The 26,698-nt window shown below is 35.9% G+C and carries 37 protein-coding genes and 2 tRNA genes; 26 read left to right on the top strand and 13 right to left on the bottom strand.

Features of this window, described 5'->3' with window-relative positions:
• Positions 1-3: 3 nt before the first annotated feature.
• From coaC to ACQKTA_RS05180, 3 genes are read right to left on the bottom strand one after another with little or no spacing between them, the layout of a single operon-like run.
• Entirely contained in the window at positions 4-546 is a 543-nt protein-coding gene (coaC, locus tag ACQKTA_RS05190) for a phosphopantothenoylcysteine decarboxylase (RefSeq protein ID WP_427814440.1), read from the bottom strand.
• Complete coding sequence (locus ACQKTA_RS05185) at positions 543-1,268, bottom strand: phosphopantothenate--cysteine ligase (protein WP_427814439.1); 726 nt, start codon at positions 1,266-1,268, stop codon at positions 543-545. Before ACQKTA_RS05185 ends, coaC begins: the two co-directional genes overlap by 4 nt.
• Entirely contained in the window at positions 1,268-2,257 is a 990-nt protein-coding gene (locus ACQKTA_RS05180; protein WP_427814438.1) for an acryloyl-CoA reductase, read from the bottom strand. The genes ACQKTA_RS05185 and ACQKTA_RS05180 overlap by 1 nt, the downstream gene beginning before the upstream one ends.
• Positions 2,258-2,499: 242 nt before the next feature.
• On the opposite strand from ACQKTA_RS05180, the gene ACQKTA_RS05175 reads away from it, so the two are divergent.
• Genes ACQKTA_RS05175 through ACQKTA_RS05155 form a run of 5 tightly spaced genes read left to right on the top strand, consistent with a single transcriptional unit; the run spans position 2,500 to position 6,890 of the window.
• The gene (locus tag ACQKTA_RS05175) at positions 2,500-3,042 is read left to right on the top strand and encodes a helix-turn-helix domain-containing protein (protein ID WP_332580302.1); all 543 of its coding nucleotides are present in this window, start codon (positions 2,500-2,502) and stop codon (positions 3,040-3,042) included.
• A gap of 22 nt (positions 3,043-3,064) precedes the next feature.
• A complete protein-coding gene (locus tag ACQKTA_RS05170) occupies positions 3,065-4,153 on the top strand; it encodes an ABC transporter ATP-binding protein (RefSeq protein ID WP_332580301.1) in 1,089 nt (362 codons plus the stop codon).
• An 18-nt stretch (positions 4,154-4,171) separates the two neighbouring features.
• Positions 4,172-4,981, top strand: coding sequence for an ABC transporter permease (locus ACQKTA_RS05165; RefSeq protein ID WP_071858555.1), 810 nt, complete (start codon positions 4,172-4,174; stop codon positions 4,979-4,981).
• Positions 4,978-5,823 (top strand): ABC transporter permease, encoded by an 846-nt coding sequence (locus ACQKTA_RS05160; protein WP_427814437.1) that lies wholly within the window; start codon positions 4,978-4,980, stop codon positions 5,821-5,823. Before ACQKTA_RS05165 ends, ACQKTA_RS05160 begins: the two co-directional genes overlap by 4 nt.
• Positions 5,820-6,890, top strand: coding sequence for an ABC transporter substrate-binding protein (locus ACQKTA_RS05155; RefSeq protein WP_427814436.1), 1,071 nt, complete (start codon positions 5,820-5,822; stop codon positions 6,888-6,890). The genes ACQKTA_RS05160 and ACQKTA_RS05155 overlap by 4 nt, the downstream gene beginning before the upstream one ends.
• Positions 6,891-7,136: 246 nt before the next feature.
• Here ACQKTA_RS05155 and ACQKTA_RS05150 read toward each other — a convergent pair whose 3' ends face one another.
• On the bottom strand, positions 7,137-7,793 hold the full coding sequence (locus ACQKTA_RS05150; protein ID WP_427814435.1) for a C39 family peptidase: 657 nt from the start codon (positions 7,791-7,793) through the stop codon (positions 7,137-7,139).
• A gap of 65 nt (positions 7,794-7,858) precedes the next feature.
• On the bottom strand, positions 7,859-9,778 hold the full coding sequence (locus ACQKTA_RS05145; RefSeq protein WP_427814434.1) for an ABC-F family ATP-binding cassette domain-containing protein: 1,920 nt from the start codon (positions 9,776-9,778) through the stop codon (positions 7,859-7,861).
• A 202-nt stretch (positions 9,779-9,980) separates the two neighbouring features.
• Between ACQKTA_RS05145 and ACQKTA_RS05140 the strand changes: the two genes are divergently transcribed.
• Positions 9,981-10,625, top strand: coding sequence for a redox-sensing transcriptional repressor Rex (locus ACQKTA_RS05140; protein WP_427814433.1), 645 nt, complete (start codon positions 9,981-9,983; stop codon positions 10,623-10,625).
• A 27-nt stretch (positions 10,626-10,652) separates the two neighbouring features.
• On the opposite strand, the gene ACQKTA_RS05135 is transcribed toward ACQKTA_RS05140, so the two are convergent.
• Positions 10,653-10,991, bottom strand: a complete 339-nt coding sequence (locus ACQKTA_RS05135) for a thioredoxin family protein (protein WP_427814432.1) — start codon at positions 10,989-10,991, stop codon at positions 10,653-10,655.
• A 131-nt stretch (positions 10,992-11,122) separates the two neighbouring features.
• Here ACQKTA_RS05135 and ACQKTA_RS05130 point away from each other — a divergent pair.
• A tRNA-Gly gene (locus ACQKTA_RS05130) sits at positions 11,123-11,193 on the top strand.
• A 97-nt stretch (positions 11,194-11,290) separates the two neighbouring features.
• Here the strand turns inward: ACQKTA_RS05130 and ACQKTA_RS05125 are convergent.
• The 7 genes from ACQKTA_RS05125 to ACQKTA_RS05095 form a co-directional block, all read right to left on the bottom strand.
• On the bottom strand, positions 11,291-12,433 hold the full coding sequence (locus tag ACQKTA_RS05125; RefSeq protein ID WP_427814431.1) for a tyrosine-type recombinase/integrase: 1,143 nt from the start codon (positions 12,431-12,433) through the stop codon (positions 11,291-11,293).
• Between the two features lie 155 nt (positions 12,434-12,588).
• Positions 12,589-12,741 carry a hypothetical protein gene (locus ACQKTA_RS05120; protein WP_427814430.1) on the bottom strand — a complete coding sequence of 51 codons (153 nt, stop codon included), beginning with the start codon at positions 12,739-12,741 and terminating at the stop codon, positions 12,589-12,591.
• Positions 12,742-12,874: 133 nt separating this feature from the next.
• Entirely contained in the window at positions 12,875-13,585 is a 711-nt protein-coding gene (locus ACQKTA_RS05115) for a DUF3862 domain-containing protein (RefSeq protein WP_427814429.1), read from the bottom strand.
• A 319-nt stretch (positions 13,586-13,904) separates the two neighbouring features.
• Complete coding sequence (locus ACQKTA_RS05110) at positions 13,905-14,189, bottom strand: hypothetical protein (RefSeq protein ID WP_427814428.1); 285 nt, start codon at positions 14,187-14,189, stop codon at positions 13,905-13,907.
• A gap of 21 nt (positions 14,190-14,210) precedes the next feature.
• On the bottom strand, positions 14,211-15,116 hold the full coding sequence (locus tag ACQKTA_RS05105; protein WP_427814427.1) for an SHOCT domain-containing protein: 906 nt from the start codon (positions 15,114-15,116) through the stop codon (positions 14,211-14,213).
• A gap of 89 nt (positions 15,117-15,205) precedes the next feature.
• Positions 15,206-15,610: an ImmA/IrrE family metallo-endopeptidase gene (locus tag ACQKTA_RS05100; RefSeq protein WP_427814426.1), complete on the bottom strand. Its 405-nt coding sequence runs from the start codon at positions 15,608-15,610 to the stop codon at positions 15,206-15,208.
• Positions 15,611-15,624: 14 nt separating this feature from the next.
• Positions 15,625-15,984: a helix-turn-helix domain-containing protein gene (locus ACQKTA_RS05095; protein ID WP_427814425.1), complete on the bottom strand. Its 360-nt coding sequence runs from the start codon at positions 15,982-15,984 to the stop codon at positions 15,625-15,627.
• A 153-nt stretch (positions 15,985-16,137) separates the two neighbouring features.
• On the opposite strand from ACQKTA_RS05095, the gene ACQKTA_RS05090 reads away from it, so the two are divergent.
• The 19 genes from ACQKTA_RS05090 to ACQKTA_RS05000 all read left to right on the top strand — a co-directional run bounded on the left by ACQKTA_RS05090 (position 16,138) and on the right by ACQKTA_RS05000 (position 26,640).
• The gene (locus ACQKTA_RS05090) at positions 16,138-16,359 is read left to right on the top strand and encodes a helix-turn-helix domain-containing protein (RefSeq protein ID WP_427814424.1); all 222 of its coding nucleotides are present in this window, start codon (positions 16,138-16,140) and stop codon (positions 16,357-16,359) included.
• A 33-nt stretch (positions 16,360-16,392) separates the two neighbouring features.
• Positions 16,393-16,647, top strand: coding sequence for a hypothetical protein (locus ACQKTA_RS05085; RefSeq protein ID WP_427814423.1), 255 nt, complete (start codon positions 16,393-16,395; stop codon positions 16,645-16,647).
• A 92-nt stretch (positions 16,648-16,739) separates the two neighbouring features.
• A complete protein-coding gene (locus ACQKTA_RS05080) occupies positions 16,740-17,279 on the top strand; it encodes a hypothetical protein (RefSeq protein WP_427814422.1) in 540 nt (179 codons plus the stop codon).
• 1 nt (position 17,280) lies between these two features.
• Positions 17,281-17,556 (top strand): helix-turn-helix domain-containing protein, encoded by a 276-nt coding sequence (locus tag ACQKTA_RS05075; RefSeq protein ID WP_427814421.1) that lies wholly within the window; start codon positions 17,281-17,283, stop codon positions 17,554-17,556.
• Positions 17,553-17,750, top strand: coding sequence for a hypothetical protein (locus ACQKTA_RS05070; RefSeq protein ID WP_427814420.1), 198 nt, complete (start codon positions 17,553-17,555; stop codon positions 17,748-17,750). Before ACQKTA_RS05075 ends, ACQKTA_RS05070 begins: the two co-directional genes overlap by 4 nt.
• A 196-nt stretch (positions 17,751-17,946) precedes the next feature.
• Entirely contained in the window at positions 17,947-18,501 is a 555-nt protein-coding gene (locus tag ACQKTA_RS05065; protein WP_427814419.1) for a host-nuclease inhibitor Gam family protein, read from the top strand.
• Between the two features lies 1 nt (position 18,502).
• Positions 18,503-19,168 (top strand): AAA family ATPase, encoded by a 666-nt coding sequence (locus tag ACQKTA_RS05060; RefSeq protein WP_427814418.1) that lies wholly within the window; start codon positions 18,503-18,505, stop codon positions 19,166-19,168.
• Positions 19,169-19,741, top strand: coding sequence for a DUF669 domain-containing protein (locus ACQKTA_RS05055; protein WP_427814417.1), 573 nt, complete (start codon positions 19,169-19,171; stop codon positions 19,739-19,741).
• Between the two features lie 66 nt (positions 19,742-19,807).
• Positions 19,808-20,317 (top strand): DUF559 domain-containing protein, encoded by a 510-nt coding sequence (locus ACQKTA_RS05050; RefSeq protein WP_427814513.1) that lies wholly within the window; start codon positions 19,808-19,810, stop codon positions 20,315-20,317.
• 14 nt (positions 20,318-20,331) lie between these two features.
• Positions 20,332-21,222, top strand: coding sequence for a replication protein (locus ACQKTA_RS05045; protein WP_427814416.1), 891 nt, complete (start codon positions 20,332-20,334; stop codon positions 21,220-21,222).
• Positions 21,219-21,503 carry a hypothetical protein gene (locus tag ACQKTA_RS05040; RefSeq protein WP_427814415.1) on the top strand — a complete coding sequence of 95 codons (285 nt, stop codon included), beginning with the start codon at positions 21,219-21,221 and terminating at the stop codon, positions 21,501-21,503. Before ACQKTA_RS05045 ends, ACQKTA_RS05040 begins: the two co-directional genes overlap by 4 nt.
• Positions 21,500-22,003, top strand: a complete 504-nt coding sequence (locus tag ACQKTA_RS05035; RefSeq protein WP_427814414.1) for a Holliday junction resolvase RecU — start codon at positions 21,500-21,502, stop codon at positions 22,001-22,003. The genes ACQKTA_RS05040 and ACQKTA_RS05035 overlap by 4 nt, the downstream gene beginning before the upstream one ends.
• Before the next feature lie 13 nt (positions 22,004-22,016).
• Complete coding sequence (locus ACQKTA_RS05030; RefSeq protein WP_427814413.1) at positions 22,017-22,478, top strand: hypothetical protein; 462 nt, start codon at positions 22,017-22,019, stop codon at positions 22,476-22,478.
• Between the two features lie 30 nt (positions 22,479-22,508).
• Positions 22,509-22,712 (top strand): hypothetical protein, encoded by a 204-nt coding sequence (locus tag ACQKTA_RS05025; RefSeq protein ID WP_427814412.1) that lies wholly within the window; start codon positions 22,509-22,511, stop codon positions 22,710-22,712.
• 20 nt (positions 22,713-22,732) lie between these two features.
• Positions 22,733-23,347, top strand: coding sequence for a tyrosine-type recombinase/integrase (locus ACQKTA_RS05020; protein ID WP_427814411.1), 615 nt, complete (start codon positions 22,733-22,735; stop codon positions 23,345-23,347).
• 14 nt (positions 23,348-23,361) lie between these two features.
• Positions 23,362-24,446 (top strand): IS3 family transposase gene (locus ACQKTA_RS05015; protein ID WP_427813514.1). Its coding sequence is split into 2 segments (ribosomal slippage): positions 23,362-23,599 and positions 23,599-24,446, totalling 1,086 coding nucleotides; the frame shifts between segments, so codons are not numbered across the junction.
• A gap of 334 nt (positions 24,447-24,780) precedes the next feature.
• A complete protein-coding gene (locus ACQKTA_RS05010) occupies positions 24,781-25,158 on the top strand; it encodes a transcriptional regulator (RefSeq protein WP_427814410.1) in 378 nt (125 codons plus the stop codon).
• A 101-nt stretch (positions 25,159-25,259) separates the two neighbouring features.
• A complete protein-coding gene (locus ACQKTA_RS05005; protein WP_427814409.1) occupies positions 25,260-26,504 on the top strand; it encodes a glucosaminidase domain-containing protein in 1,245 nt (414 codons plus the stop codon).
• Between the two features lie 62 nt (positions 26,505-26,566).
• Positions 26,567-26,640: transfer RNA gene (locus ACQKTA_RS05000), tRNA-Ile, on the top strand.
• Positions 26,641-26,698 lie beyond the last annotated feature (58 nt).

Genomic DNA, 26,698 nt, shown 5'->3' with positions numbered 1-26,698 from the left:
AAGTTACTCCTTTAAGGCCGTATTGATCAGATGAACGATCTCTGAAACATTGGCTAATGCGCCGCGACCATAATCGCCACATGCTAATAAGGCTTCACGGGGTTCGATCTCTTGGTATCCGACTTCCTTTAATGTAGTTAAATTTTTTTGAACGATCGGATTTTGATACATATATGTATTCATCGCTGGAGCAATAAATTTTGGTGTTTCTGGTAATAGGGCCAATGCAACCGTCGATAATAAATCGTCAGCGATCCCATTAGCTAATTTACCGATCGTATTTGCAGAAGCCGGAGCGACTAAAAATAAGTCGGCTTCTTTTGCTAATGCAATATGATTGATCAATGCTGCATCGGGCTCAGCCATTACATCTAAGTGGACACGACGATGTGAAAGAGACTGAATCGTTAATGGCGTAATAAATTCTGTACTGCTTTTTGTCATAATGACATCTAACTGGTAACCCATTTTGGTCAATTCATTGGTAATATCGGCGGCTTTATAAGCCGAGATACTTCCACTGACTCCTAATAGGATCGTTTTCATTTTGTTTCCTCCAATTTCATGACTTCCTCTTTGATCAATTCAGCAATTTCTGTTTTAGTATGAGCTTCTTTGACTTTATGCTGCTGATTGACCAAGTAGCCATGATGTTTTTCACCGCTGATTTCTGACAAATCATTGGCCAAGATAAAATCGGCTTGATTTTTTTCCAAGCTTTTTTTGGCGACGTTCAATAATTCTACTAACGGGACATCGACTAATAATTTAAAGCCGACTAAAATTGTTTCTGGTTGTAGTTGTTTGATCAACCCAATGATTTTTGGATTTTTCTTTAATACAATCACTAAATGGTCAGTATCTGAAGAGATTTTTTTCTCAGTTCGCTCGGCTTCGATTGTTGTTAAAGCGGCAGGGAGGTCACTAGGCTTAGAAGCGATCACTATTTCTAAATCTTCTATCGTAACCGAACTTTCAGGTGTAAAATCACTGACAGCCATACTGTGAATCACAGCATCATAAGAATGCGTAGTCATCAATTCTTTTAAGGTTTGTTCGAGCTCTAAAGTTGTTTCAATATAGTAAGGATGGATCGTATTTCCCACAGGTTGAACTGCTTGTTTTGTAGTAATCATATCGATGGTTGTATCATCTTTAGCAAAACTTTCCGCGATCGCCTTGCCTAGTTTTCCACTAGAATGATTGGTAATGGCACGAACATCATCGATTTTTTCGGATGTACCACCTGAAGTAATCAGGATTCTCACTATTTTTTTCCTCCTAAGGCGACGATTGTACGTCCAATATGTTTTCCAGCCAATAAAGCATCAGCTGTTTCAAGCACTTGATCAAGTGCGATCGTATTTACTTGCATATTTTTTGGTAGTAGCCATTCATCGGTCATTTTTTTCCAAATTTTTTGACGTTCTTCCATCGATGCTTCGACAGAATCAATTCCTAAGAGATTAACACCTCGTAAAATAAAAGGGAGAACGGTTGTATTTAATTGGATACCGCCAGCATTTCCACAAAGAGCAACGCTACCGGCATAGTTAATAAATGGCAAAATTTGAGCCAAAGTATCTGCTCCAACAGTATCGATGGCGAAATCAAATAATTGTTTATTTAAAGGACGGCTTTTCTCTGGAAACAATTCTGTGGGCGAGATAACTTTTGTTGCGCCTAATGATTTTAAATAGTCCGCTTGCTTTTCTTTTCGACTAAGTGCGATCACTTCTTGGCAACCTAATTGTTTTAGAAAATGTAGCGCAAAACTACCAACACCACCCGTTGCTCCCGTCACTAATACACGACTCGATGCATTTAATCCATGAGATAAAAGTGCCTGGACTGCTAAAGCGGCTGTAAAACCAGCAGTCCCGAACGTCATTGCTTGTGTAGCAGATAAATTTTTTGGACGTTTTACTACCCAATCAGCTGGAACGATCTGGAGATCGCTGAGGCCGCCATCTTGTTTGACACCTAAACCATAACCAGTCACTAAAACAGCCTCACCGCTGACAAATCGCTCATCTTTTGATTCAATGATCGTACCGGCGAGATCGATTCCTGGTGTCATCGGGTATTCGCGTAAGACACCGGTCTTCGGACGAGTGGCTAAAGCATCTTTGTAATTGATACCAGAATAATCCACGGCAATCAAAACTTCATTATCGGCAATCTCAGGTTTAGAAAAAGCTTCGATTTCAGCTTTAAAAGTATCCTCATTGCTGACGCGTAAACGGCGGTAAGTCATGTATACGTTCCTCCTTAAATATAAAAAAATTCGTTACTATTATCTTAGCTGAAATGGAAGAAAAAGCAAATTTCTTTTCCTGTGCTAAAGCAAAATTTGAATAATAAAAATCTTTCAGAATGCTTGATTTTTAAATCAAAGTTCGTATACTTGAATGGTGCTATTAAACAAGAAGTTTACTATTAGCAAACTTGCTGGAAACGATTAACTGAAACACTTAATAAAAAATCGGAGGTGAGAAGATGGAAATAGGCGACAAGTTACGAAATTTAAGGATTCAAAAAAATTTAACTCAAGAAGAGTTAGGTGAACGAACAGATCTTTCCAAAGGGTATATTTCACAGCTGGAAAGAGACCTCAGCTCACCTTCGATGGAAACTTTTTTTGATATTTTAGAAGTTTTAGGTGTTACCCCAGAAGAATTTTTTAAACAAAAAAAGAGTGACCAAAAATTGGTTTATAAGGAAGAAGACACAACTTTTTACACAGATGAAGAACACGGTTATCATATTAAGTGGCTCATTCCTGAATCGAATGAAAAAGAAATGGAACCCATTTTGCTGACATTAGAAAAACAGGGGCAATATAAACAATTCACGCCTTCACTATCTGAGACTTTTATCTATGTATTAGAAGGAAAGGTCGCTTTGCAATTTGGAGAACAACTTTATGAAGCAGAAAAGGGCGAGAGTATTTATTATGAAGCTAGTAAACCGCATCGTCTACAGAACCAAGCGAAAGGCATCAGTAAAGTCCTGATCGTCGCAACGGAATCTTATTTATAAAACTATTCATTAGGAGGAAATCATGGCAAAAACAATTATTTCATTTAAAGATGTTGTCAAACAATACGACGATGATGATCCCGTATTGAAAAAAATAAACTTTGATATTGAGGAAGGGCGCTTTTATACTTTATTAGGACCTTCAGGTTGTGGAAAAACAACGATCTTACGAATCATTGCAGGCTTTACGGATGCTAGTGAAGGAGATATTTATTTAGAAGGAAAACGAATGAACGATGTTCCAGCGAATAAGCGTCAAGTAAATACCGTATTCCAAGATTACGCATTATTTCCGCATATGAATGTATTTGAGAATGTTGCTTTTGGCTTGAAAATCAAAAAATTATCTAAAAAAGAAATTGAGAAAAAGGTATTAGAAGCTTTGAAGTTGGTGCAATTGCCTGGATATGAAAATAGAGAGATCACAGAGATGTCCGGCGGTCAACGTCAGCGGGTAGCGATTGCTCGAGCAATCGTGAACGAACCTAAGATTTTATTACTGGATGAACCTCTTTCAGCTTTGGACTTAAAATTGCGGACAGATATGCAATATGAATTGCGTGCATTGCAAAAACGTTTAGGAATCACATTTATTTTTGTTACTCATGATCAAGAAGAAGCCTTGGCGATGAGTGATGAAATTTTTGTGATGAACAAAGGAAAAATTGTTCAAAGTGGTTCGCCAGTCGATATCTATGATGAACCGATCAATCATTTTGTAGCTGATTTTGTCGGTGAAAGTAATATCGTTTCAGGAGAAATGGTTGCAGATAATTTGGTGCGTTTTGTCGGCAAAGAATTTGAATGTGTGGATGGCGGAATGCGTCCGAACGAGCCGGTAGAAATCGTCTTACGTCCAGAGGATTTAAGTTTAACGACTCCTGAAAAAGGAAAATTAGTCGTAACAGTCGATAGTCAATTATTCCGCGGCGTTCATTATGAAATGAATGGCATCGATGCAGATGGTAATGAGTGGATGGTCCATTCAACGAAAAAAGCAACGATCGGCAGTAAAGTCGGACTGTATTTCGATCCAGAGGATATCCATGTTATGCGCTTTAATGAAAGTGAAGAAGACTTTGAAGCACGTTTAGAAAGTTATGAGGACTGATAGAAAGGGGAAATACAAATGAAAAACATGCGTCGTCTGTATTCGATCCCGTATTATTTCTGGTTACTGTTCTTTGTGATCGCGCCAGTGATTTTGATCGTCTATCAATCGTTCTTTGATATGAACGGACAGTTTACTTTAAGCAATTATCATACGTATCTGACATCAAAAACTTATTTGATGATGACCGTCAATTCGGTACTATTTGCTTCTCTGATCACCTTGATGACCTTGTTGATCAGTTATCCAACTGCGTATTTTTTATCAAAATTAAAACATCGGCAATTATTATTATTACTTGTTGTCTTGCCCACGTGGATCAATTTATTATTAAAAGCCTATGCCTTCATTGGTATCTTTAGTGCAAATGGGTCAGTCAATGATTTTCTAAGTTTTATCGGCATCGGGCAGAAACAATTGCTGTTTACGGATTTTAGTTTTATGTTTGTGGCGGCTTATATCGAATTACCTTTCATGATCATGCCTATTTTCAATGCGTTAGAAGAAATCAATCCATCGTTGATCAGTGCTAGTCGTGACCTCGGTGCGAATAATTTTGACACGTTTCGTCGGGTCATTTTCCCACTATCGATGAATGGGGTGAAAAGCGGAGTTCAAGCTGTCTTCATTCCCTCGTTATCATTATTCATGTTGACTCGTTTGATCGGGGGAAACCGTGTGATTACTCTGGGGACTGCGATTGAAGAACATTTTTTAGTTACGCAAAACTGGGGGATGGGTTCTACGATCGGTGTGATTTTGATCGTGGCGATGTTTATCGTGATGATGCTGACAGGCGAACGACGTAAAGGAGGACGAGTGAAATGAAAAAAAGAACTTTCTCATGGGCCAATATCTATTTAGTTTTTATCTTTGTTCTATTATATGTTCCGATTTTTTATTTGATTTTTTATTCCTTCAATGCCGGCGGAAATATGAGTACCTTTACCGGATTTACTTGGGAACATTATCGAAACTTGTTTTCAGATAGCCGTTTGATCAGTATCGTTGTTCAAACCTTTATTTTAGCGTTCTTGTCAGCACTGTTAGCCACAATGATCGGAACTTTTGGTGCGATGGCGATTTATTATACTAAAAAAAGAGGCTCAAGAAATGCATTATTGGGATTGAACAATATCTTGATGGTTTCGCCTGATGTCATCATTGGTGCTAGTTTCTTGATTTTATTTACGTTACTTGGCGGCTATTTGAAGAGTTTTCAATTAGGCTTTGTCAGTGTCCTGCTTTCCCATATTGCGTTTAGTATTCCAATCGTTGTCTTGATGGTTTTACCTAAATTAAAGGAAATGAATGACTCGATAATCGATGCGGCAAGAGATCTTGGGGCAAATAATTTTCAAGTCTTAGCGAATATTATATTACCGTTTCTAACACCGGGAATCATTGCCGGTTACTTTATGGCCTTCACGTATTCGCTAGATGATTTTGCGGTCACTTTCTTCGTTACCGGTAATGGCTTTACAACATTATCCGTGGAAATCTATTCACGGGCACGTCAAGGAATCAGTTTAGAAATCAATGCCTTGTCGACGCTAGTGTTTATCTTCTCGTTGTTGCTAGTAGTCGGGTATTATTTCATCAGTCGTGATACGTCGAAAAAAGCTCGTAAACGCAAGCGTGAATTTGAGGAGGTGGCAGTACTGAAATGAGAAAACTCCGCTCACTTTTTATTGGGGTCATCGCAATCATTGTACTGCTGACCTTATCAGTGATCCATTTGAACCGTTCATCGAATGCGAGTTCAAATGTTTTGAATATTTATAATTGGGGCGATTATATCGATCCAGAATTGATCAAACAATTTGAAAAAGAATATGGTTATAAAGTCAATTATGAAACCTTTGATTCAAACGAAGCGATGGAAGCAAAAATCAAGCAAGGTGGAACAGCCTATGATATTGCTATTCCTAGTGAGTACATGATTCAAAAAATGAAAAAAGAAAATTTATTGCTGCCATTAGACCATTCAAAAATCAAAGGGTTAGAAAATATCGATTCGCGTTTCTTAGATTTGGATTTTGATCGTAACAATCAATATTCAATCCCTTATTTTTGGGGAACGTTAGGGATCGTTTATAATGATAAATTTATTGCTGGCGATAAGATCAAACATTGGGATGATCTATGGCAGCCGGAATTAAAAAATAATATCATGTTGATCGATGGTGCACGTGAAGTGATGGGCTTGTCTTTGACTACTTTAGGCTATTCCCTTAATAGTAAAAATGAGGAGCAATTGGATCAAGCAATCAATAAATTAAGCAGTTTGACACCGAATGTCAAAGCGATCGTTGCTGATGAAATCAAGATGTATATGGCGAATGAAGAAAGTGCTGTTGCGGTAACTTTTTCAGGGGAGGCCGCAGATATGATGGTTGAAAATAGCCACTTGCATTATGTCATTCCACCAGAAGGTTCTAATCTTTGGTTTGATAATATCGTCATGCCTAAAACCGCGAAAAATAAAAAAGGTGCTTATGATTTTATCAACTTCATGCTGAAACCAGAATCAGCGAAACAAAATGCTGAATACATCGGTTATTCGACACCTAATAAAAAGGCGCTGGCTATGTTGCCTAAAAGTATTTCTGAAGATAAACAATTTTATCCAGACAATGAAACGATCAGCCATCTCGAAGTCTATAAAGACTTAGGCTCGAAGTATTTAGGGATCTATAATGACCTATATTTAGAATTTAAAATGTATCGTAAGTAAGTTATGAAAAGTAAAAAAAACGAACAAATTTCTATTAGTTGTTCGTTTTTTTTTCATTTAATTAACTGTTCTGAATAAACTTTGATGCTTTCACAATTTAAACATACTTTTTTCTAACTTTAGTTTTAAAAGGTCATAGCTTTTTCATTTATTGATAGTAAGATGAACTCAACCCTAAAAATAATCTTTTTCCCCTGTAAAAGCAGGAACCCCATAAAAAATAAAGCTGACGCAAAAGCGCCAGCTTTATTTTGTGTAGACCCATGCATTTGCAACTTGTGGAGCTAATTGATCAAGAGAGTAGAGTGTCGCATAATGTTTTTTCTCAGCAGTATCATTGGGATCATAGACGACGATCTGATCACTGTTTGCATCTTTTTTTATTACCATAATGTGGCCAACTTCAGTAAATTCTCCTGGACGAACGGAAACAACTAAAGGTTGATTTTGAGCTAAATGTTGTTGGATTTTTGCCTGATCGGTAGCTAAATCTTCAACGGTTAATCCATAATTTTGGGCAAAGGCGGGGAAAATTGACCAGGCAGTACCTTGGCCAGATTGATAATAACGATTTCCGCTCCATTGAAGGATCTCCGTGGGCAAGACAGAACGATCCTCATAATAAGCAAGAATCATTGCTAGCGATGTAATCGCACAGCCATTCGTCGCCAAATCATTTTTATCTGAACCGCTCCCGTAAGCTGTATCTGCCCATCGTGTATCGGTTTGTAGTAATAAAGAAAAATCTTGTCCTTGCTCTTTTAAATAGTGATTAGCTTGAGTTGAGAAATCATCTTGGCTGCTAGCATGAAAATCAAGGGAACGTAAGGCTAAGATGCCTAAACTTCCCAAAACTAAAATGAGTCCCAGCCAGATTGGAAAAGTACGTGTTCGTCTGCGCATAAAAACACCTCCACAGCTTTATTAAAACGAAAAAGGTGGGAGGTGTCATCGGTCAAAAGTTGTAGTTATTCAAATTCTTCTAATTCAAGGCTCAATTCTTCCCAACTGGTCAGTTGTTCTTCTTGTTCAGCATTTTTAGCTTCTAAGTCATTCGTTAACGCCATTAATTCGACGTGATCGTTCAACACTTCAGGTTGGCTCATCTGAGTTTCTAATAAGGCAATACTTTCATCTAAAGTAGCTAAATTTTCTTCGATCGTTTCAATTTTACGACGCAAACTACGAATTAATTTTTGTTGTTCTTTGTCTTGATAAAATTTCTTTTTAGGTGCTTCGACCGGTGCTTCTTCTTTCGCTTTAAGTTCGGCGATTTCTTCTTCTTCTTTTTTCTTTTCTAAATAATAATCATAATCACCTAAATATAATTTACTACCGTCAGGAGATAGTTCAATGACTTTATTAGCAATCCGGTTGATAAAGTAACGGTCATGTGAGACGAAAAGTAATGTTCCTTGATAATCGATCAAGGCATTTTCTAACACTTCTTTATTGTCGATATCTAAGTGGTTAGTTGGTTCATCGAGAAACAAAAAGTTCTCTTTGTTCATAGATAACTTGGCTAAAGCAACACGGGCTTTTTCGCCGCCGCTTAATAAAGGAATCGTTTTTTCGACATCGTTTCCGCTGAATAAAAAGCCGCCAAGAACATTGCGAATATCTTTTTCTGGGGTAGTGGGGTGTTCGTCCCAAAGTTCCGCCAAAATAGTTTTATTTCCATGCAGATCTGCTTGGCCTTGGTCATAATAACCAATCGAAACGTTTGTTCCAAAGTGAGCATCACCTTGGATAAAGGGAAGTTTACCGATCAGCGATTTTAATAAAGTAGATTTACCGATTCCGTTTGGTCCGACTAAAGCAATCGCATCTTCACGGCGAACATCCATATTGATTGGTTCGGACAAAGCTTCTTCATAACCAATCGCGGCATCTTCGACTTGCAAGACGACATTTCCAGAAATCTTATCGATGTCGAACATAAAGTTAGCAGATTTTTCTTTGCCATCAGGGCGATCCAAACGATCCATTTTTTCTAAAGTTTTTCGTCGGCTTTGCGCACGTTTGGTTGTCGAAGCACGCACTAGATTACGCGCAACAAAATCTTCTAATTTATCGATTTCTGCTTGCTGTTTCTCATAGGCTTTCCAATCACTAGCAAGCTGAGCAGCTTTCAAATCAAGGTAACGTGAATAATTACCTGTATAGTGTCGAATCTTATGTCGTGAAAGTTCATAGATTTCATTAACGACACGATCTAAAAAATATCGGTCATGTGAGACGATCAAAAGTGCGCCTGAATAGCCTTGTAAATAATCTTCTAGCCAAGCTAAAGTCTCAATATCTAAATGGTTGGTCGGTTCATCTAAAATCAAGATATCAGGACGCACGAGCAGCATTCTAGCAAGTGCTAAACGAGTTCGTTGTCCTCCTGATAACGTGCTGATTTCTTTATCATAGAAACTTTCATCAAATTTAAAACCGTGTAAGACACTGCGAATCTCATTTTCATAACCATAACCATTTTGATCATTAAAATCATGTTGCAGTTGATCATATTCTTTTAATAAAGAAGTATAAAGTTTATCGCTTTCGGGTGTTTCGCCAATGGCTACTTCGACTTCGCGCATTCGACGTTCCATTTGCCGAACCTTCGCAAAGGCTTTGAGCATTTCATTCCAGATCGTTTCATTAGAGTCTAAGCCAGTGTCTTGAGCTAAATAGCCTAGTGTCGCTTGTTTATTTTTTACGACTTGACCACCATCTGGTGCTTCAATATTAGCGATTATTTTTAGTAAAGTTGATTTTCCGGCACCGTTTCGCCCAACTAAACCGATCCGAGCTTTACTGGCGATCTCTAAGTGGATATTCTCAAATAGAATATCTGCACCAAAGTGGCGGGCAACTTGATTTGCTTGTAATAAAATCATTGGATATCTTCCTTAAATTTATTTTTTCGAATGGCTTCAGTCTATCATATTTTTAACATTGACGCGATTAGAAGGAGATAAATTAGGAAATAGTGATTTTTTCACAAATTTTCGAGCAATAGCGTTGCATTTTTAGCATTATTCTTGCTATTATAGTTCAGTAGTCAACATTTACGAAAATTTTTAATAAAGGAGAGTTATTGTGAAAGAACAATCAATACCAAAAGCGACTGTTAAACGATTGCCGTTATACTATCGGTATTTACGTATATTAAATAATGCTGGAAAAACAAAAGTATCATCTACAGAACTAAGTGAGGCGATCCAAGTCGATAGTGCAACGATCCGCCGTGATTTTTCTTATTTTGGTGAGCTAGGAAAACGTGGATATGGTTACGATGTAGAAGACTTAATGCATTTCTTTGGAAAAATTTTGAACGATGACCAATTAACGAACGTCGCATTAGTCGGTGTCGGTAATTTAGGAAGCGCATTGTTGAAATTTAAATTCCATCAAAGTAATAGTATCCGTGTCAGCTGTGCCTTTGATGTCAAAGAAGACATTGTAGGTCGCATCGTTGATGGTATCCCAGTTTATCCATTAGACAATATGGTCGAACAAATCAAATTGCAGCAAATTGAAATCGCCATTTTAACATTACCAGCGCCGCAAGCACAAACAGTGGTTGATCAATTAGTTGATGCAGGAATCAAAGGGATTTTAAACTTTACTGCTGCACGTTTGACTGCACCAAGTGATGTCATTATTCAAAGTGTCGATTTAACCAATGAATTACAAACCTTGATTTATTTCTTGCATCACAATCCTGATAAAGTAGCAAAATAAAAAAGTTGAGCAACTGCTCAACTTTTTTTATTTGAATAAGGATTCATAATCCGTTGGGAGAGTTTCATTAGGTAATTCTGCAAATCGTTTTTCCAAATTTTTAAAATCAATAAATCGTGCTTGACGAGCGATTTCTTTTCCTTCGTGATAGACCAAGACAGCAGGTACAGTCAATACTTCAAAGAAACCAGCTAATTCAGGATCTTCAACACTATCTAAATGATAAAAAGGGATATGGTAGTCAGTCGCTAATTGTCGTACTTTTGGTTCATCGACGTGGCAGATACTGCAAGTCGGTGAAGAAATAAAAACCACCGCATTTAGTTGATCCTTTAGATTACTTTGAACAGTTGCAAAACGATCCATGACACCATTCCTCCTATATAATAGTACATTCTTTATTGAACAATAATCAGTAAAGGTCAAATTGTCAACTGGATTGCTTTTATAAAATAGTTGCCGAATAAAATAAAAAGCGTTATACTTCCAAATGTACTGCGGGTGTAGTTTAGTGGTAAAACAGAAGCTTCCCAAGCTTCCGTCGCGAGTTCGATTCTCGTCACCCGCTTCCTTTAAAGTCTCTAAAGCCTTGGTATATAAGGTTTCTTAGAGACTTTTATTTTTTTATTACCCAAATATTACCCAAAAAATCTGAAAAACGTCTTTTATAGGATATCTTTCAAATAATCAAAGACCTTTTTCTTGTTCTTATTTCTATTATCTTTTGTAGCAGAAGCGTACTCGTATGATTGAGAAATATTTTTGTGCCCTAATTGATTTTTTATATAAATTGGATCGGCTTCAGCCAAAATCATTGCGTCAGCTCGAGCGTGCCTGAATGCATGGGAAGTTATTCTAGGAAGTCCAGCTAGTTTGCAAGTTTCTTTTATATAATCATTCACAGCATCATTTGTAATAGGCCAAGTGTTTTGTTCGTTAACAAAAACTAGATTTCTTGGATTTTTAACTTTTCCTAAAATGATTCGTTCATTTTGTATTTTCTTAAATTTCTTTAGTTCCATAAATAGCGAGTAGGGTACGTCAACGTCTCGAATCCCGCTTGGAGTTTTTGTATCTCCTAATCCACGATCTTCTTCATCATTCTGATAAGCTCTTTGTATATGAACGATGCCGTGCGATTCATCCAAATCATCCCAAAAGAGAGCAGCGACTTCTTGATAACGACAACCAGTATATAGTTGCGTTAGTACAAAATACTTGCTAATGGTGTCTGGACGAGCAAGAAGGGTGTTTCTGAACTTTTTTGTATCCTCAAAGCCGATCGTGATTTCTTTGTTGTGTACTGGTTCAATACCAGTAAGTTTTGCGTTCCTTGCAGGATTAGATGGAATATATTTCATGTCTACAGCTTCTAAAAAGACCGCTTTGCATATTTCATGTCTATTTTTAACAGTGGTTGTTGATAAGGGGTCTCCCTTTTTACCACCTTCAGAACCAAGCCAATTTAAGAATTTTTGATAGCTAAGCTTAGTTACTCCTAATAGAGTTTGTTCCGAACCGAAAAACTTCTCTAAATTCTTTCTAGTAAGAAGATATCGCCGAAGTGTACGATTAGAAACTTTGCCACGTTTGAAAGTATCAACATATTCATCGAAAAAGTCTAACAAATTCGTTTGCTTAACAGATTCGCCTCTTGATACTTTACTCAAAAACTCTATTCTTTCTTCGTTAACGGCTTTTTTTGTTGGGCCGGTGATCATTTTACTTTCCCACATGTTGGTGATTGGGTCCTTATACTTAAACCGAAGCCGCCATTTACCTTTTTCTATCATCTTTGGTTCAGCCATAATAGTCATCCTTTCTGATTTTGATTAAATTAATCAGCAATTAGCTGAATTCACACGTATTAAAAAAGCTTTATGAACAATTTTTTCTGATTCTAAATAATTTAATCAAACGTGTGTTCGTTTAGGGGCTAAAAAGAAAAGCCCGAAGGCTGATCTTAATTTTTCTCCCTTAAAACTCTTTCAATGTCTTTTTTTGCTTGCGCATAATAGTTAGCTACTTGTTTTGCAGATTTGTGATCTAAGTCTACTTTTTGCAAATAGACGAGCGCTACATCATGAGCTGCTTTTCTAATTTCTTCTTCTGACATTTTAAATTACCTTCTTTCAGATATTAAAAATTTATATATGTTTAAATTATTGAACATGCGAAAAATAGAAAAAAATTATATAAAATTTCATTTGGTATTTTCAAAATAAAGAAAAAGCTCGAAGGCTTATTCTTTATTTTAATCCCATTTGAGACTTAGAGGTAGCCATGCCATCGTCAAATGTAACATTTAAATTAGCACCAATATCTCCGTCAGCATTTTTCGACCAAGAAAGCATCGTTTGTTTCTTACCATTAACAAGACTTTCTGAAATACCATCGGGTTCCCCAAATTCTTGTTTCGCTTTATCTTCGGAGTAATTTCCATCAGTAGTTATTGCATTGAAGTTTTCAAGCGAAGCTTTGTTATCATTTTTGGCAATTTTTAATCCTGTTACAGCTTTTGATACAGCTTTGTCATTTGAAAATGATACGACTAGTGAAGACATCAATTCTCCACCTTTTGGGGCACCCCAAGTTAGCATTTTTGCTGAATGACCTTCAATGTTAGTTTCGGAAGTAGAATCAGGTTCTCCAAAAGTAGATTTAACATCCTCTAAGGATGAGCCACCGTCGCCTTCGCTTAAAATATCACCAATTGAAATCTTGTTAAAATTGTCTTTTAAGGTAGAGTCAGTTTTTGTAGTGCTGCCATTAGAAGTTTTTTCAGATGTTTTAGCTGAGTTATCATTTGAAGCATTTTTATTGTCAGATTTTCCACCACCCAAAAAATTTCCAAGAATAACCACTAAAATCACAACTAGAATCCAAAACCACACTCGTTTATAGAATGGTTTCTTTACCTTATAAGTCTTACCATCTTCACCCGTTACTTTTTTTGCCATTTGTTTATCCTCTTTTCTGTTATAATAGTATTGTTGTAACCACTCAGAAATGAGTTCAGTCCGTGTTCCCAGCACGGACTATTTTATTTTCCTCTTTTTTGAATTAGAAAAACAATAGCTAGAGCTATTCCAATCTTACTAAGTAGTTTCATAATAATTACTCCAATCTATTTTTTCTTTTTCTGTTGCTTTATAAAAATAATAATAGCTATAACACAAAGTACTCCACCCAAAGCAAAGGGTAGAAAATAGGCTATATCAAGGATATCTAATCCAAACATAAAAATCCCTCCTTGTTTAACTTAAATATATTTGACTTTTATTTGCTTTTCCAAGTCTTTCCACATTCAGTACATACATACTCCCGACCCTTATTATCTTTTGTACCAGTAATCATTAAAGAAGCACCACCAGTTGCAACAGCAGCCAACATTTTTCCTTTGGATTTCTTCTTGACTTGCTTGTCTTTGTGATTGAAAACTGTGAGTGGCTTCAACGGATTTATATTGACACTAGTTGATTGCTTTGTTTTTTTTACATTTGTATCTGTTCCGATTAATTGAATTTTAGACGACTTACACTTGGGACACTTTAACTTTCCCATGTTGATAAACTCCTTTTCCTATTATAAAAAGTTGATATAATTAGCTTTTTTTTGGTTAAATTCTTCTTCACTTAAAATACCCAAATCAACTAATTTCTTTAGTTCTTTTAGTTTAGAAACTACTTGTTCATAAGACAATTCATTTTCCAAACCTAAATCGTTTTTTGACTCCATTCCTGAAGATAGTTCATGATAACCTTCGCTATCAATTTTTATTGTAATAGAAAAAACTTTTCCATCTGCGATTCTCTCTATTGTAAGAGTACCTAAAGACTTTTCCTCAACCTCTTGAGTGGTGTTTGTACTGTGACTTTTGTTATTGGCTTGTTCAGAGATTGTTATTTTCTTTTTATCTTTCCCCTTGCTACCGGCATATGCTCCAACAGCAGTTCCTAAACCTGGAGCTATTATAGATCCAATGATAGCTCCAGAGGCGACTTTTCCTGCTTTCCCTTTTATCTTCTCTTTTTGTATCGTGTTTGTACTGGATGAACCTTGGCTGGATTCAATGGTAACGGTTTTGAACTTTGGTCCTTCAAATTCAATAGATTTCAAGTAAAAAAAATCCTCATCATTATTTTTGAAATATATTCGCCCATCTTTTAGTTGATGAATGTATGAATATTCAATAGTATTAATAAGGTTAGCGCCACCGATAATTCTTAAAAAGCGGGAGAACGATTCTTCGGTTTCATCGATTTCTTTTAAGAAAGCTTTTTGTTTTTTGTGGCTAGATTCTAAGTCAACTCCGATTTTAAAATATTTTTGATAAATTTCATCAAGGGAATATTGAAATTTATCAAAAGCACTTAAAGATAAATCCTTTTTCGTTTTATTCTTACAATTATTACATATTTTTTCTCCAGAATTTAGTTGAGATGTTTTGAACAGTTTTAACTCATGATTGCAAAAGTAACAAGTATTCATTGGAGAACCTCTTTTCTAACATATGATATAAAAATGTTTTTTATTAGTTAACTCCCACTTAATGGCAGGTAGTGATAGTCGCCAAAATATCACCCAAATGATACTTGCTGTGCATAGTCAGATGCAACTTGTTTTATTAAGTCTTCGTATGCAAAATCAAGCTCATTTTGTTCAATAAATTGTATATAGTTAAATTCTTGTATATCTATATCAATTAGCGATATGTAAATTCTGACTAGCTCAGTTATCATAAAGCAGTCAGCTTGATACTCCATTTTAGAATGAAACCCATTCATTTTGTAAATTTCTTCTAGATCATCATGTAACACTCCATGACCAGCTTCATGTAAAATTACTTTAATTGTCTCAAAATTATTTAATGCTTCTGAAACAAACATTGTCTTAATATCTGAAATATAGCAACCAGGAATTTCTAAATCTATAAATTCTAAAGTGATACCGTATCTTTCGAGAAGCGCTTCGACTTCTTTCATGTCAGCACTCTCCTTTATTTACCATATTTTCCTTTAAGATAGGCGCGGATGACTTCCCGGTCATGGTCATTTATAGGTTCACCATCAAAACTCATTGCATTGTCTATCATGTTATCAAGATCAGTATCTGTATATTTTTTTTCAACTGTTGAAGAATTCCCATCAACAAGAAAATCAACAGTAACGTTATAAATTGAAGCCAAGTCCTTTATAGCTTGCAGATCAGGCTCTCTCGTTCCATACTCCCAATTAGCATAAGTAGCCATATTTTTTAGACCTAACTTATTTGCTACCAATGTTTTTGTCCATCCATTTTGCTCTCTTAACGACTCAAGTCGTTTTGCTAATGGAGGCCTATCGTCTGACATTTTCATTTAATCACCTCGTTTACTTATTATAAAACATTTAAACCATATATTTAACAAATTAAACAAATAGTGTATAAAAACGCTTGACTTAAACTTTAAGTTTAATTACAATGTATTTATAAGTTAAACAAATAGTTTAATTGAAAGGAGTTGATTCAATTGGAAATTGCAAAAGACGCATATTTAAAAATGCGGATTATTCGAAAAGATAAAGGCGTTACCCAAGCTCATATTGCAAAAAAACTTGGTTTTTCTTCATCTCAAGCTTACGCAAATATCGAGTATGGAAAAACTGATTTAAAATTCGATGTGGCCGTAAGAGTTGCAGAAATATTAAATGTCTCAGTGTATGATTTTTTAGGCGAAAAAATTAAACAATAAGTTTAATTTACCTATTTATAAGGAGGTTTCAAAATGAAAGACAAACCACAAATGATTCGTGCCTCAATTGATATGCGTTTTTTGAATCAATATATCAAAATGTTAGTCCCAGCAATTCAAAGAAAATTTAATGTTGAACCTGGAATAGAAGGGCCTTTATTCTCAGATAAAAATAGCATTGATGAAATGTATATTTTATTTTTATCAACCGATGAACAAGCACAAGATATCTTCAACTTTATCAATTCGAAATGGCAATTCGAAAGTATTCCAGTTTTAGTTTCATAGAAATGTCTGAAGCGTACTTATCTTAAATAGATTATGACAATTAAGCAGTCTGATTAAAAGATTGTGGAATCAGAACTAGAAAGGAAATTAGGATGAATGTAGTATCTCAAGTATTAAAGCGACCAATAATTAATTGGTTAACTAAAAGTGAAGTAAGTAAAAAGGAATTGTCAAAATCGTTGGGCGTATCCAGGCAAACTCCTACTGATTGGACAAAGGATAAACCTGCTCCAGTGACTCCAGAAAATAGCGTACGTTTAGCAGAGTTTGCGAACGATACAGAATTAACAATGAATATTATCTATCAGTTCTTTGGAGTTTTTAGACCAATGGATGGTGATCTTTATAGAAGGGATCTTTCAGCATCAGACGACTTACGAGAACTTGAAGAGAATGAACGAGACGAAGCAAAAGCGTTAGCTCAGCGAGTATTGCTGAAAAGAGTCCAAAAATTAGAATCACAAGACTTCGATTTATTACTTAAATTTTCAAAAGAACAAGCTGAGGCAGTATTTGCAAATATTCAATACTTAAATGCTCTATGTGAAATTCAAAATATCTCAATTATGGATCTATTCGATACGTTTATGAAGGATTGGCAAGATGCTGGATATTTCGGAAAGGATGATTAGAGTGGTTAATTCAGAAAAACAAATGAATGATCTAGCTAGAAGATTATCTAGAAATCTGTATCTGTGTATGGGATTTGGAAAGCCAATAAAAGTTACAGAGTTAGCAAAAAAAAGTGGAGTTTCTATTGCCGTGATCAGTCGAATTAAAAACGACTGGGAAGGAAAAGAAAGGGTACAAGTTGAAACAGTGGTCAAACTAGCTGCTGCATTAAACGTAGATGCAACAGATTTATTAAGTAAAGATTCTATATTTGAAAAGTTGGAGGCGAGAGCATGAGAAGAGATTACAAGATTGTACCAATGATTCCCGTTGAATTAGCTCAAAAAAAAGCAACCCTTAGAACTTCTAAAGCAATATTTTTAGGTGGAATAATCGGAATTGTATTAACAGGATATTGGCCAGTAGCGTTGCTATTAATACCAGTTTCATTTGTTGTAAATTTAATCGTCAAGAAAGTGTTAGGACTATGAGAAGGCACAAAAAAAGACTTACTCGCCTGCAAGCCAAAGTAAGTCACAATTAAAAATAATGATTGCTTACATTATAGCAGAGGAAAAGAGGTTTTATCAATGCCAAGTTTAGAACAAGCAATCGATGACTATAAGAACAACCCAGACTGGGGAGTAAAACCTACTGAACAAGAAACTCAAAGTATGGAAGGTTGGGATGAAGATGAATGCTCTTGAAAGATATGAATTAGAAGATCTTGAAAAAAGTAACGTTAGAACAGAAGAAACACAAAGCTGGCAAGTAGATAGTATTGAAAGTGCAGATTGGGCATTTAGAAAGATTTTAGCTTTAAAAAAAGCGAATGAAGAAGTAAAGCAATTCGCTGATAAAGAGCATGAACGTCTTGAAGACTGGGAAAGAAAAGAGACAACAAGCAATCATGAAAGTATCGAATTTTTCCAGCATAAATTAGCCGAATATTTACACGTATTAAGAAAAACAGATAAAAAGGCTAAGGTAAAAACACCACACGGTGTTGTGAGCACACGTAAGCAACCAGATTTATGGGAATATCAAACTGATGCTGTAGACAAGTTAAAGAAGCTAGGACTTGCAGAACTTATTGAAACGAAAGAGTCAGTAAAGAAACAAGAATTTAAAAAGGTTGTTTCTGTACTGCCGAATGGCACTGTCGTTAGCCCAGACGGTGAACTTATCGATTTTGTAAAAGTAACACCTCAAGAAGAAAAAATTGTTATTAAGGAGGTCTAAAATGAAATTTTATCCTAAAGGAACACTTCCAGAACAAGCAAATATGTTCTTTATCTATGGAGATGGAGGAACAGGAAAAACATCGTTAACGAAACAATTTTCGGGAGAAAAATGGCTGATTACTTTCGACAAATCTACTAATCCGATAAGAAAGGATATTGATACATCCGTTTTGGTTATCGAAGAACAAGACTTTCCAATTATTCAACAGTTGGTTATTAAAGCAGTTACAAAGGCTATAAACAATCCCGAATTTGATGTCATCATTTTAGACAATGTAACAGGTTTACAGAATTTAGTTCTTGAAAATATTGATGGTGCTTCAAAAGATGGACGGCAGAATTATCAAAAATTACAACTATGGTTTAGACAACTAGGCTATAAGTTAAGAGAAAGTGGAAAGACCATTTATGTAACAGCTCACCAAAATGACAATGGTACGAATGGATTAGATGGAAAAGGACGTTTCAGTGCAGATATGAATGAAAAGACATTCAATGCATTTACATCAATGTTTGATGTCGTAGGTCGCATTTATATTGACGGAGGCAAACGATTAATTGATTTAGATCCAGAAAATGGAAATCATGCAAAAAATAGATTAGACGATCGCAAACTTATTGAAGCAAATGATTTAGTAAACAACAAACAGGAAGAGGTAATTTAAATGACATTATTTGTAGTAGATTCACAAAACGTATTTGGTAAATCAGTAGGAGAAGCTGGTAGCTATAATGTAAAAATTCTATCGGACTCTGAATGCAAGAAAACTCAGCAAACACAGGAAGACATGGCTGTATTGAATTACGAAGTTGTAGATGGAAAGTATGCAGGCGGTAAGGTACTTTATGACAACTTAGTTTGGAAAAATGACAACATTGAGATGTCGGTCAAACGTTTTAATACGGTTTTAGCTGCGGTAGGAATACCTGATGGAACAAAAATTGAAAGTGTTCAACAGATAGTACAAGCGTTAAAGGGCAAACAACTCAATATTACAGTGGATTGGAAGAAAAACGAATTCAATGGGAGACACAATTTAGTAGTAAAAGGATATCACAAATTTAATCAAGAGGGCAGTAAGCCAAATGGGATTAAACGTCCATCTGAACATCAAGAAAAAACACGTACCAGTAATAATACATTCCAAGACCCGCTCCCAGGAACTGATCCATTTGCTGAAGCTAAAAGTATTGCAAACGGTGGTGTCAACATCACAGATGATGATCTACCATTCTGAAAAACTAGTGAGGGAGAATTTCTCCCTCTTATCTATCAATAGGAAGGAGGAACGATTTTGGACTATATGAAGTCTATAGAAAAGAATACACATTTATACGAAACGTCAGTCAATAAAGAGATATCGAAAATACTAGAATTCTATTCAGAAGAGTTGATTTCAGAACTGGATGAAACAAAAAGTCCAGTTGAACGAATGTATCTCGTTTGGATAAATTATGAGCGGATTTACAATGAACTAGGAAACGATGTGTTTGTTAACGTAGTGCCCCAATACAAAGTAATAAAAGGAGAAAAAACTTTTTATATAGATTTTTGTTTTGAAGTAATTGATTACTATCCAGTCAGCGTACCTTTGTTAAAACTCTTTGTAGAAATTGATGGTCATGATTTTCATGAGAAGACAAAAGAACAAGTGAAACTTGATAAACAAAGAGAAAGAGAACTGGCAGACGAATGTGATGCATTACTCCGATTCTCTGGATCAGAAATATTTAATGATCCACGAGGATGTGTACGCGAAACGATACGTATACTAAGAAAGAAATTCAACGATAAGTATCCGGAAGGAATATAAAGGCGGTGGAGTAAGTGAACGTCGGTTATATAAAGCTTTACCGCAAAATCACTAATTCATTTGTTTGGACAAATTCAGATATGTTCAAGCTCTGGTGTCTCTGCTTGATGAAGGCCTCACATGATGGTCGAAAAATTTTATTCAATGGTCAAGAAATCGAATTGAACAGCGGAGAATTCGTCACTGGGCGCGACGCAATCACTAAAGAACTAAACGAAGGCGTTAACGTTGCACATCAAGTGAACAGCGGAACTGCATGGAGATGGCTAAAGAAATTTGAAAAAGAGCAAATGTTGAACATCAAATCGACTACTAAATATAGCGTCGTATCAATAATAAATTGGAACGACTATCAATCGAATGAACAGCAAGTGAACAACGAACGAACAACGGATGAACAACGAGTGAACACAAACAAGAATTATAAGAATTACAAGAATGATAAGAATAATAAAACATCTTCGTCGCAACGCAAAGAGCGCATTTACGACACCGATAGTATTTATTATCAGCTTGCAGATAAGTTATTCAAACAGATTTGTCAGAATCAGGAAATCAAAGAGCCGAATTTAAACCGCTGGGCGGATGATATTCGGAAAACGATCGAGATCGACAAGCGGACCGAACAACAAGTAAGCAACATGATAGAGTGGGCGACCACTGATCCTTTTTGGTCAAGCGTAGTGTTGTCTGCTAAAAAACTTCGTGAAAAATACGAGACGATGAGAGGGCAAGCCAACAGAAAAAATACAAGCGGATTCTCTAAATCTAAAGGACGCGTCGAACCATTACCTGATCACATAGCACACCCACCAAAAGAGGAACTAAGTGCAGAAGATAAACAAAAAATGAAACAAAAGTATGAAAAATATCGACATTTAGCTGAAGGAGGAAAAGCAGAATGACTGATTTAGAATTAGCGGGTGCCATTATATCCCTGTTACCAGAAGACGCTCAAGAAAAGCTAAACGGAACATTTGATCGTTTTGAAGCAAGCATGGAACAACTAAAACCAGAAGGTCCAGAATCGCAAACTAAATTTTGTCGATTTATGGAGGTTTGCTGGCTGACTATCTATAACGGCAGATATGACTATTGCAAATTGCAGGAAGGAAGCTATTCTCAATGGCGAAATAACGCAGAGGACAAGCTTGTGCAATTACAGCGTAAGGCGGCGGTTGCGTGAAGCCGTGGAGCCAATTTGAGAAACGCATCGAGGGTGTGAATCGACTGTATCGAACCAAAGGATTCGGGGTCGTTGAGAAAATCCCAAACGGTACAAAAACAATTCGGCAAGGAAATCGTCAAATAATTGTGAGAGACGCAAAAACAGGATGCGACTTTATTGGTCATTTGGATGGAACGCCGATTGCTTTTGATTGTAAGCTGACTTCGAATAAAACAAGTTTTCCTTTCGGGTCTGGTAAGGTCATTACAGTAAAACCACATCAAAAAGAATTCTTAAGTGATTTTAAGAAGGACGGTGCCTGTGCATTTCTACTGATTGCCTTAGAAAACGCTACAAGAGTGTTCTTAGTCGATATTGAGGACTATCTGAACATTGAACAAGAAATGCTTTTAATCAACCGCAAATCAATTCCTATTGCTCGATTAGAGCAGTATAAAGTTGATCAAGCGAATGGCATGATTGATTATCGAAAAAATATTCTTGAATACTTAAAGTGAAAAGAGGTTGCTTATGGAAACAGTAAAACACAAAAGACGTGATCGCACTGGGGAAGTATACGGTAACTATACAATCACCAAACCAACTGGAAAAGACAAAGAATGGATCGCTCGCTGTTCATGCGGCAAAGAACGTAAAGTTATAAATTCAAGCATGTGTAAACTGACTTATTGCAACAGTTGTGCCGGAAAGATACGGATGCAAAAGAAAAAAGCTAGCAATAAAAAGCCAGAGAAAGATAAGTTGCAAGAAATGAAGAACTGGATAAGTCCTAAACGTACTAAATTTACGCATGAGGCGTTTTATAAGATTGAAGATAGTTGGTTGAATCAGCCAATCATTGGGAAATTAATTAATGAATATCGAAACACGGCATCTTTTGAAATCATTAATTGGCATGAAAGTGATAAAAAAGCTCTAAAAGAAAAAAATTTTAGAGTGGTTGTTAAAAAAAGAAACGTTGTTGAGATGTAAAATTGATCGTTTGAAAAACGGAGGATTGAGATGAGAGTTAGAGATCGTGTCTTAATTAATCGAAAAGTGCGTGAATTTGTAAAGGACATGCCAAAAGGGTATGAAAAACAAAAAAATAAAGTCCTGATTATAACTGAAATTCTTCAAGCAAACGAATATTTTTTAACTGTTCGCGAGCCTGATCAAATCATACGTGAAGAAGTAGAAGAACAATTTGACACCTATACAAGATGAATCCGAAAGGGTGGTAAGTCATGGATATGAAAGAGCAGTTTGTAAATTCTGTCATTCGTGGCATGGAACCAGAACTTGGGTTAAGTCAATTGCAAAAACTAAAGATCATTTTGACTATTCGCTTAGAAAATATACAGCTAGAAAAAGAGAGCAGAGAGGTGATTATTTATGACGAATCTAGCGATTTAGCAGCATATAAGCAGTATTTTGTATCTATGAAGCTTCGCGGACTGTCGGCTGGAACAATCGAATTAGCTATGCGAACAATCGATAAATTTAACCGTTGGGTAAGAGTTGACTTTAAAGATGTAACAACCAACGATATACGTTTATATATTGCTAACCGTCAAATGAATGACCATTTGTCATCAGCAACTTTGAATAGAGAACGCGGATGTATCTGCCGATTTTTTAGTTGGTTGTATGAAGAAGAATATATTTCAAAAGATCCAGGGAAAAGAGTAGAAAATATCAAAGTTGAAAAGCGACTAAAAAAAGCCTTTTCTCCGATTGAAGTGGAACTTATGCGTAACGCTTGTTTGAAGCCGAAAGAAAAAGCAGTCTTTGAATTACTACTTAGTACGGGAGGCTCCTATAATATGATTACGGACAAGTTGTTCGCTATAATCTATTAAAGGAGTTTTTTATTATGCAAACAAAAAATTCAGCTACAAGATATTCACAAGAATTTAGAGAATCCATGATATCTCTGAGTCAGACCGGGCGGTCTGCTAACTCATTGTCTAGAGAATATAACGTGAGCGTCTCAACAATTAGCAAATGGATTCGCCAAGCAGATCCCAATGATAGGGGTATTCTTTCAATAAGAGAACGTGAGTTAGTAAAAGAAAACAAACGATTGAGAGAGGAACTCGACATTTTAAAGCGAGCAGCGGTGCTTCTGGCAAAAAATTAAAGAAGCAAGGGAGAGAGGTCATTTTAAGAATCATTCAGTGTAACTTAGATGCAGGACACCGCATTACCCGAATTTTACAGGTTTTGAATATTTCTAGATCAACTTACTACGATTTTTTGAAGTGGAAGCCGAGCAAATCAGAGCAGAGACGTCAATTTCTTAAGCAACAAGTATTAGATTGTTGGTTAAAACACCCCATGTACGGCTATCCTCGAATAACAAAATACTTTAAAGAAAAGTTAAATCTCTCAATTAGTCGCTATCTTAGTTATCGTCTCATGCGGGAATTAGGAATCAAATCACGAATGGTTCGGAAAATGAAGAAACCGAAAAGCTATACCGAAATCGCTCAGCGGCCTAACTTGATAAAGAAATTAAGAAATAAATCTAGTGTCTTGTTAACAGATATTACCTATATTCCTGTGAAACGTAAATGGGTCTACTTAGCCAGTCTTTATAATCCTGAAACCCGACGGGTTGAAGCACATAAAATAGGAGCTAACATGACAAAAGAGCTCGCTATCAGCGTGATTGATCAACAAATTTTAAAATCATTAGGGACAAAAATAATTCATAGCGATATGGGAAGTCAATACACAAGTGATTTATTCGAAAATAGTTTAATACAGCTAAATATCAAACATTCTTATTCCCGTAAAGGATGTCCTGGAGACAATGCAAGAATTGAGAGCTTTCATTCTATTTTAAAGAGAGAATATGTAAATTTTCAAAGCTTCCAATCACTGGATGAAGCAATCGTGGGAATTGACAGCTATATCCGTTGGTACAATAATGACCGTATTTCATTGGTTTCCTAGCTTATGCCCGTACCGTTTTTAAAATTTATCTAAAAACGGTTATTTAGGCTACTCTTTTTCAGGAAAACTCCAAATAAAATTATAAAAAATAGGTTAAAACGGGGATTTTTGTTTGAATAAAGAAGTATCGTAAATTATTTTGAAAAGTATTCGCCTTTTTGTGTGCGGATTCTTGACATAGGAGCCGAACGTCGCTATGTCGCACGACGTACATTGGATTGGTCGGTTGTATATGGGAATGCTTACTAAAAGTGAACCGATTAAAGTCCCTAGACTTAACCGTTTAGGGACTTTTAACTTTGTTTTATTAAAGAATAAAGGTGGAGAATCATACATGGAAAAAACAGTTCGCGCACATATCAGAAAACTATTGTGGGATTATAAATCAATTGAAAAAACATTAAGCCAGTTTACTGAGATACTATCTACAAATAATGAAGTGATTGAAAATTATCCTTACTTAAAACATTCCACTGAGGAATGGACAATCAATCAATTGGTATTTAATAAATGTTTTTATCAAACAGTAGAGGAACTCCTATCGGATTCTACACCAGAAATTGTAGATATCTTTCAATCCAAATATTTAAATGGGTACTCCACTAAAGAAAATGCCATTGTGGCCTATGAAACATGCTTAAGTGAATCGACAGTAAAAAGAAGAGATCTTGAATTATTGAAGGAAATTTCAAAGCGCTTGGGTTGGAACTAAGGTTTGAACTCTTTTAACAAACTACAAAAAGTAAAATAAGAATTGTACTAAGACATATATGTAAAAAATGTGGACGCACAAAAAAGAAAGAAGGATTACTTATGGCAAATAACTGGGGTTGGCCCTTTAAAAAAGCATACACGGGTGCTTATGAGGATGGTCAACAATTTGGACTTACTAGTTACCATCGACCAGGAGGCTCTTATTTCCATGATGGCTTCGATTTCGGTTCAGCTATTTATGGACAGGGAAGCGACATTCTCGCTGTAACGGATGGTCAAATTATTTATACAGGTATTGAAGGCGGAGGGCTAAATGCAGTAATTGTTATTTCTGCACCGCCTTATCAAGTCATGTACCAAGAATTTTCATTATCTATGAGTGATATTTTTGTCGCTAATGGAAGCAGAGTGACTAAAGGTCAACGTATAGCACGATTAAATAGCTCCCATTTGCACTTAGGTATTACACAGAAGGATTGGAGATCAGCGCTGGGCAGTTGGGCAGTTGATGATGGAACTTGGTTAAACCCAATTCCTATTTTAAAAACAGGTGGAAATCAGGGATCTGGTGGATATGAGCTTGGAGCTCTTGTAAACAGCGGTTTCTCACTTTCACAAGGAAATATCCAGTCAGTGATTCATTACGGAACTAGAAGTAATATAAAACCAAGTTTTATGATTGCACAAATGTTTCTAGAAAGTCGTTGGGGAGACCCAAATACTTCTTATGTAGGAAGTGTGGATAATAATTGGTCGGGTGTATCAGAACCATTTTCTTATCCTGGTGATTTAGGAATTCAAACTAGTCGGGGGACTGCACGTCCATCAAATGAAGGTGGTTACTATGTTCATTTTGCTAGGTTAGATGACTTTTTTAATGCATATAGTTTTATTTTATCTAAAAGAAATGGACTCTATAATGTTGAAGGAACAACGAATGTTGAATCCTATGTAAAAGGTCTATTTCGTATTGGTGGAGCAAGAAGTGATTATGCTGCAATAGGTTATCAATCTTATTTGAGTAACTTTGTAGCAACATATAACGCAATTAAAAGACAAAATCCTGGAAAGCTTGAGGCAATTGATTCAGCAACACCAGGAGGTAATAGCGATAATTCAACTAAGGAGGAAACAACAATGCAAGCATTATACAAAAAGGGAAGCGCAATGTACTATTTTTCAGGGGATAAGATTAAAATTTTAACGGACCCAGCTCAAGCTACCATTTTAGAAACAATTTACTGGGATAATAACGGTAAAAAAATGCCAAAATATGACTGGAGTAAGCCTAATCCAACTTCAGATCTTCTAGAAGTGTTACTAAAAAACAATTTAGTGGGTTAGATATCTTTTATGTAAAGTTACCTAAGCAGTCAAGTGTCCAATTTACTTGGCTGTTTTATTACGCACCCTTAGCTCAGTTGGTTAGAGCAGACGGCTCATAACCGTCCGGTCGTAGGTTCGATTCCTACAGGGTACATAGATTTTTAACGCTTTACTTTGACTAAATCTAATGATAATCTTTCACTATTGATATT

It is taken from the genome of Enterococcus sp. 22-H-5-01, assembly GCF_050310005.1.
Lineage (GTDB): Bacteria > Bacillota > Bacilli > Lactobacillales > Enterococcaceae > Enterococcus_A > Enterococcus_A hailinensis.
Note: the sequence above shows the minus strand (reverse complement) of the source record. Positions and strands in the feature narration are given on the sequence as shown.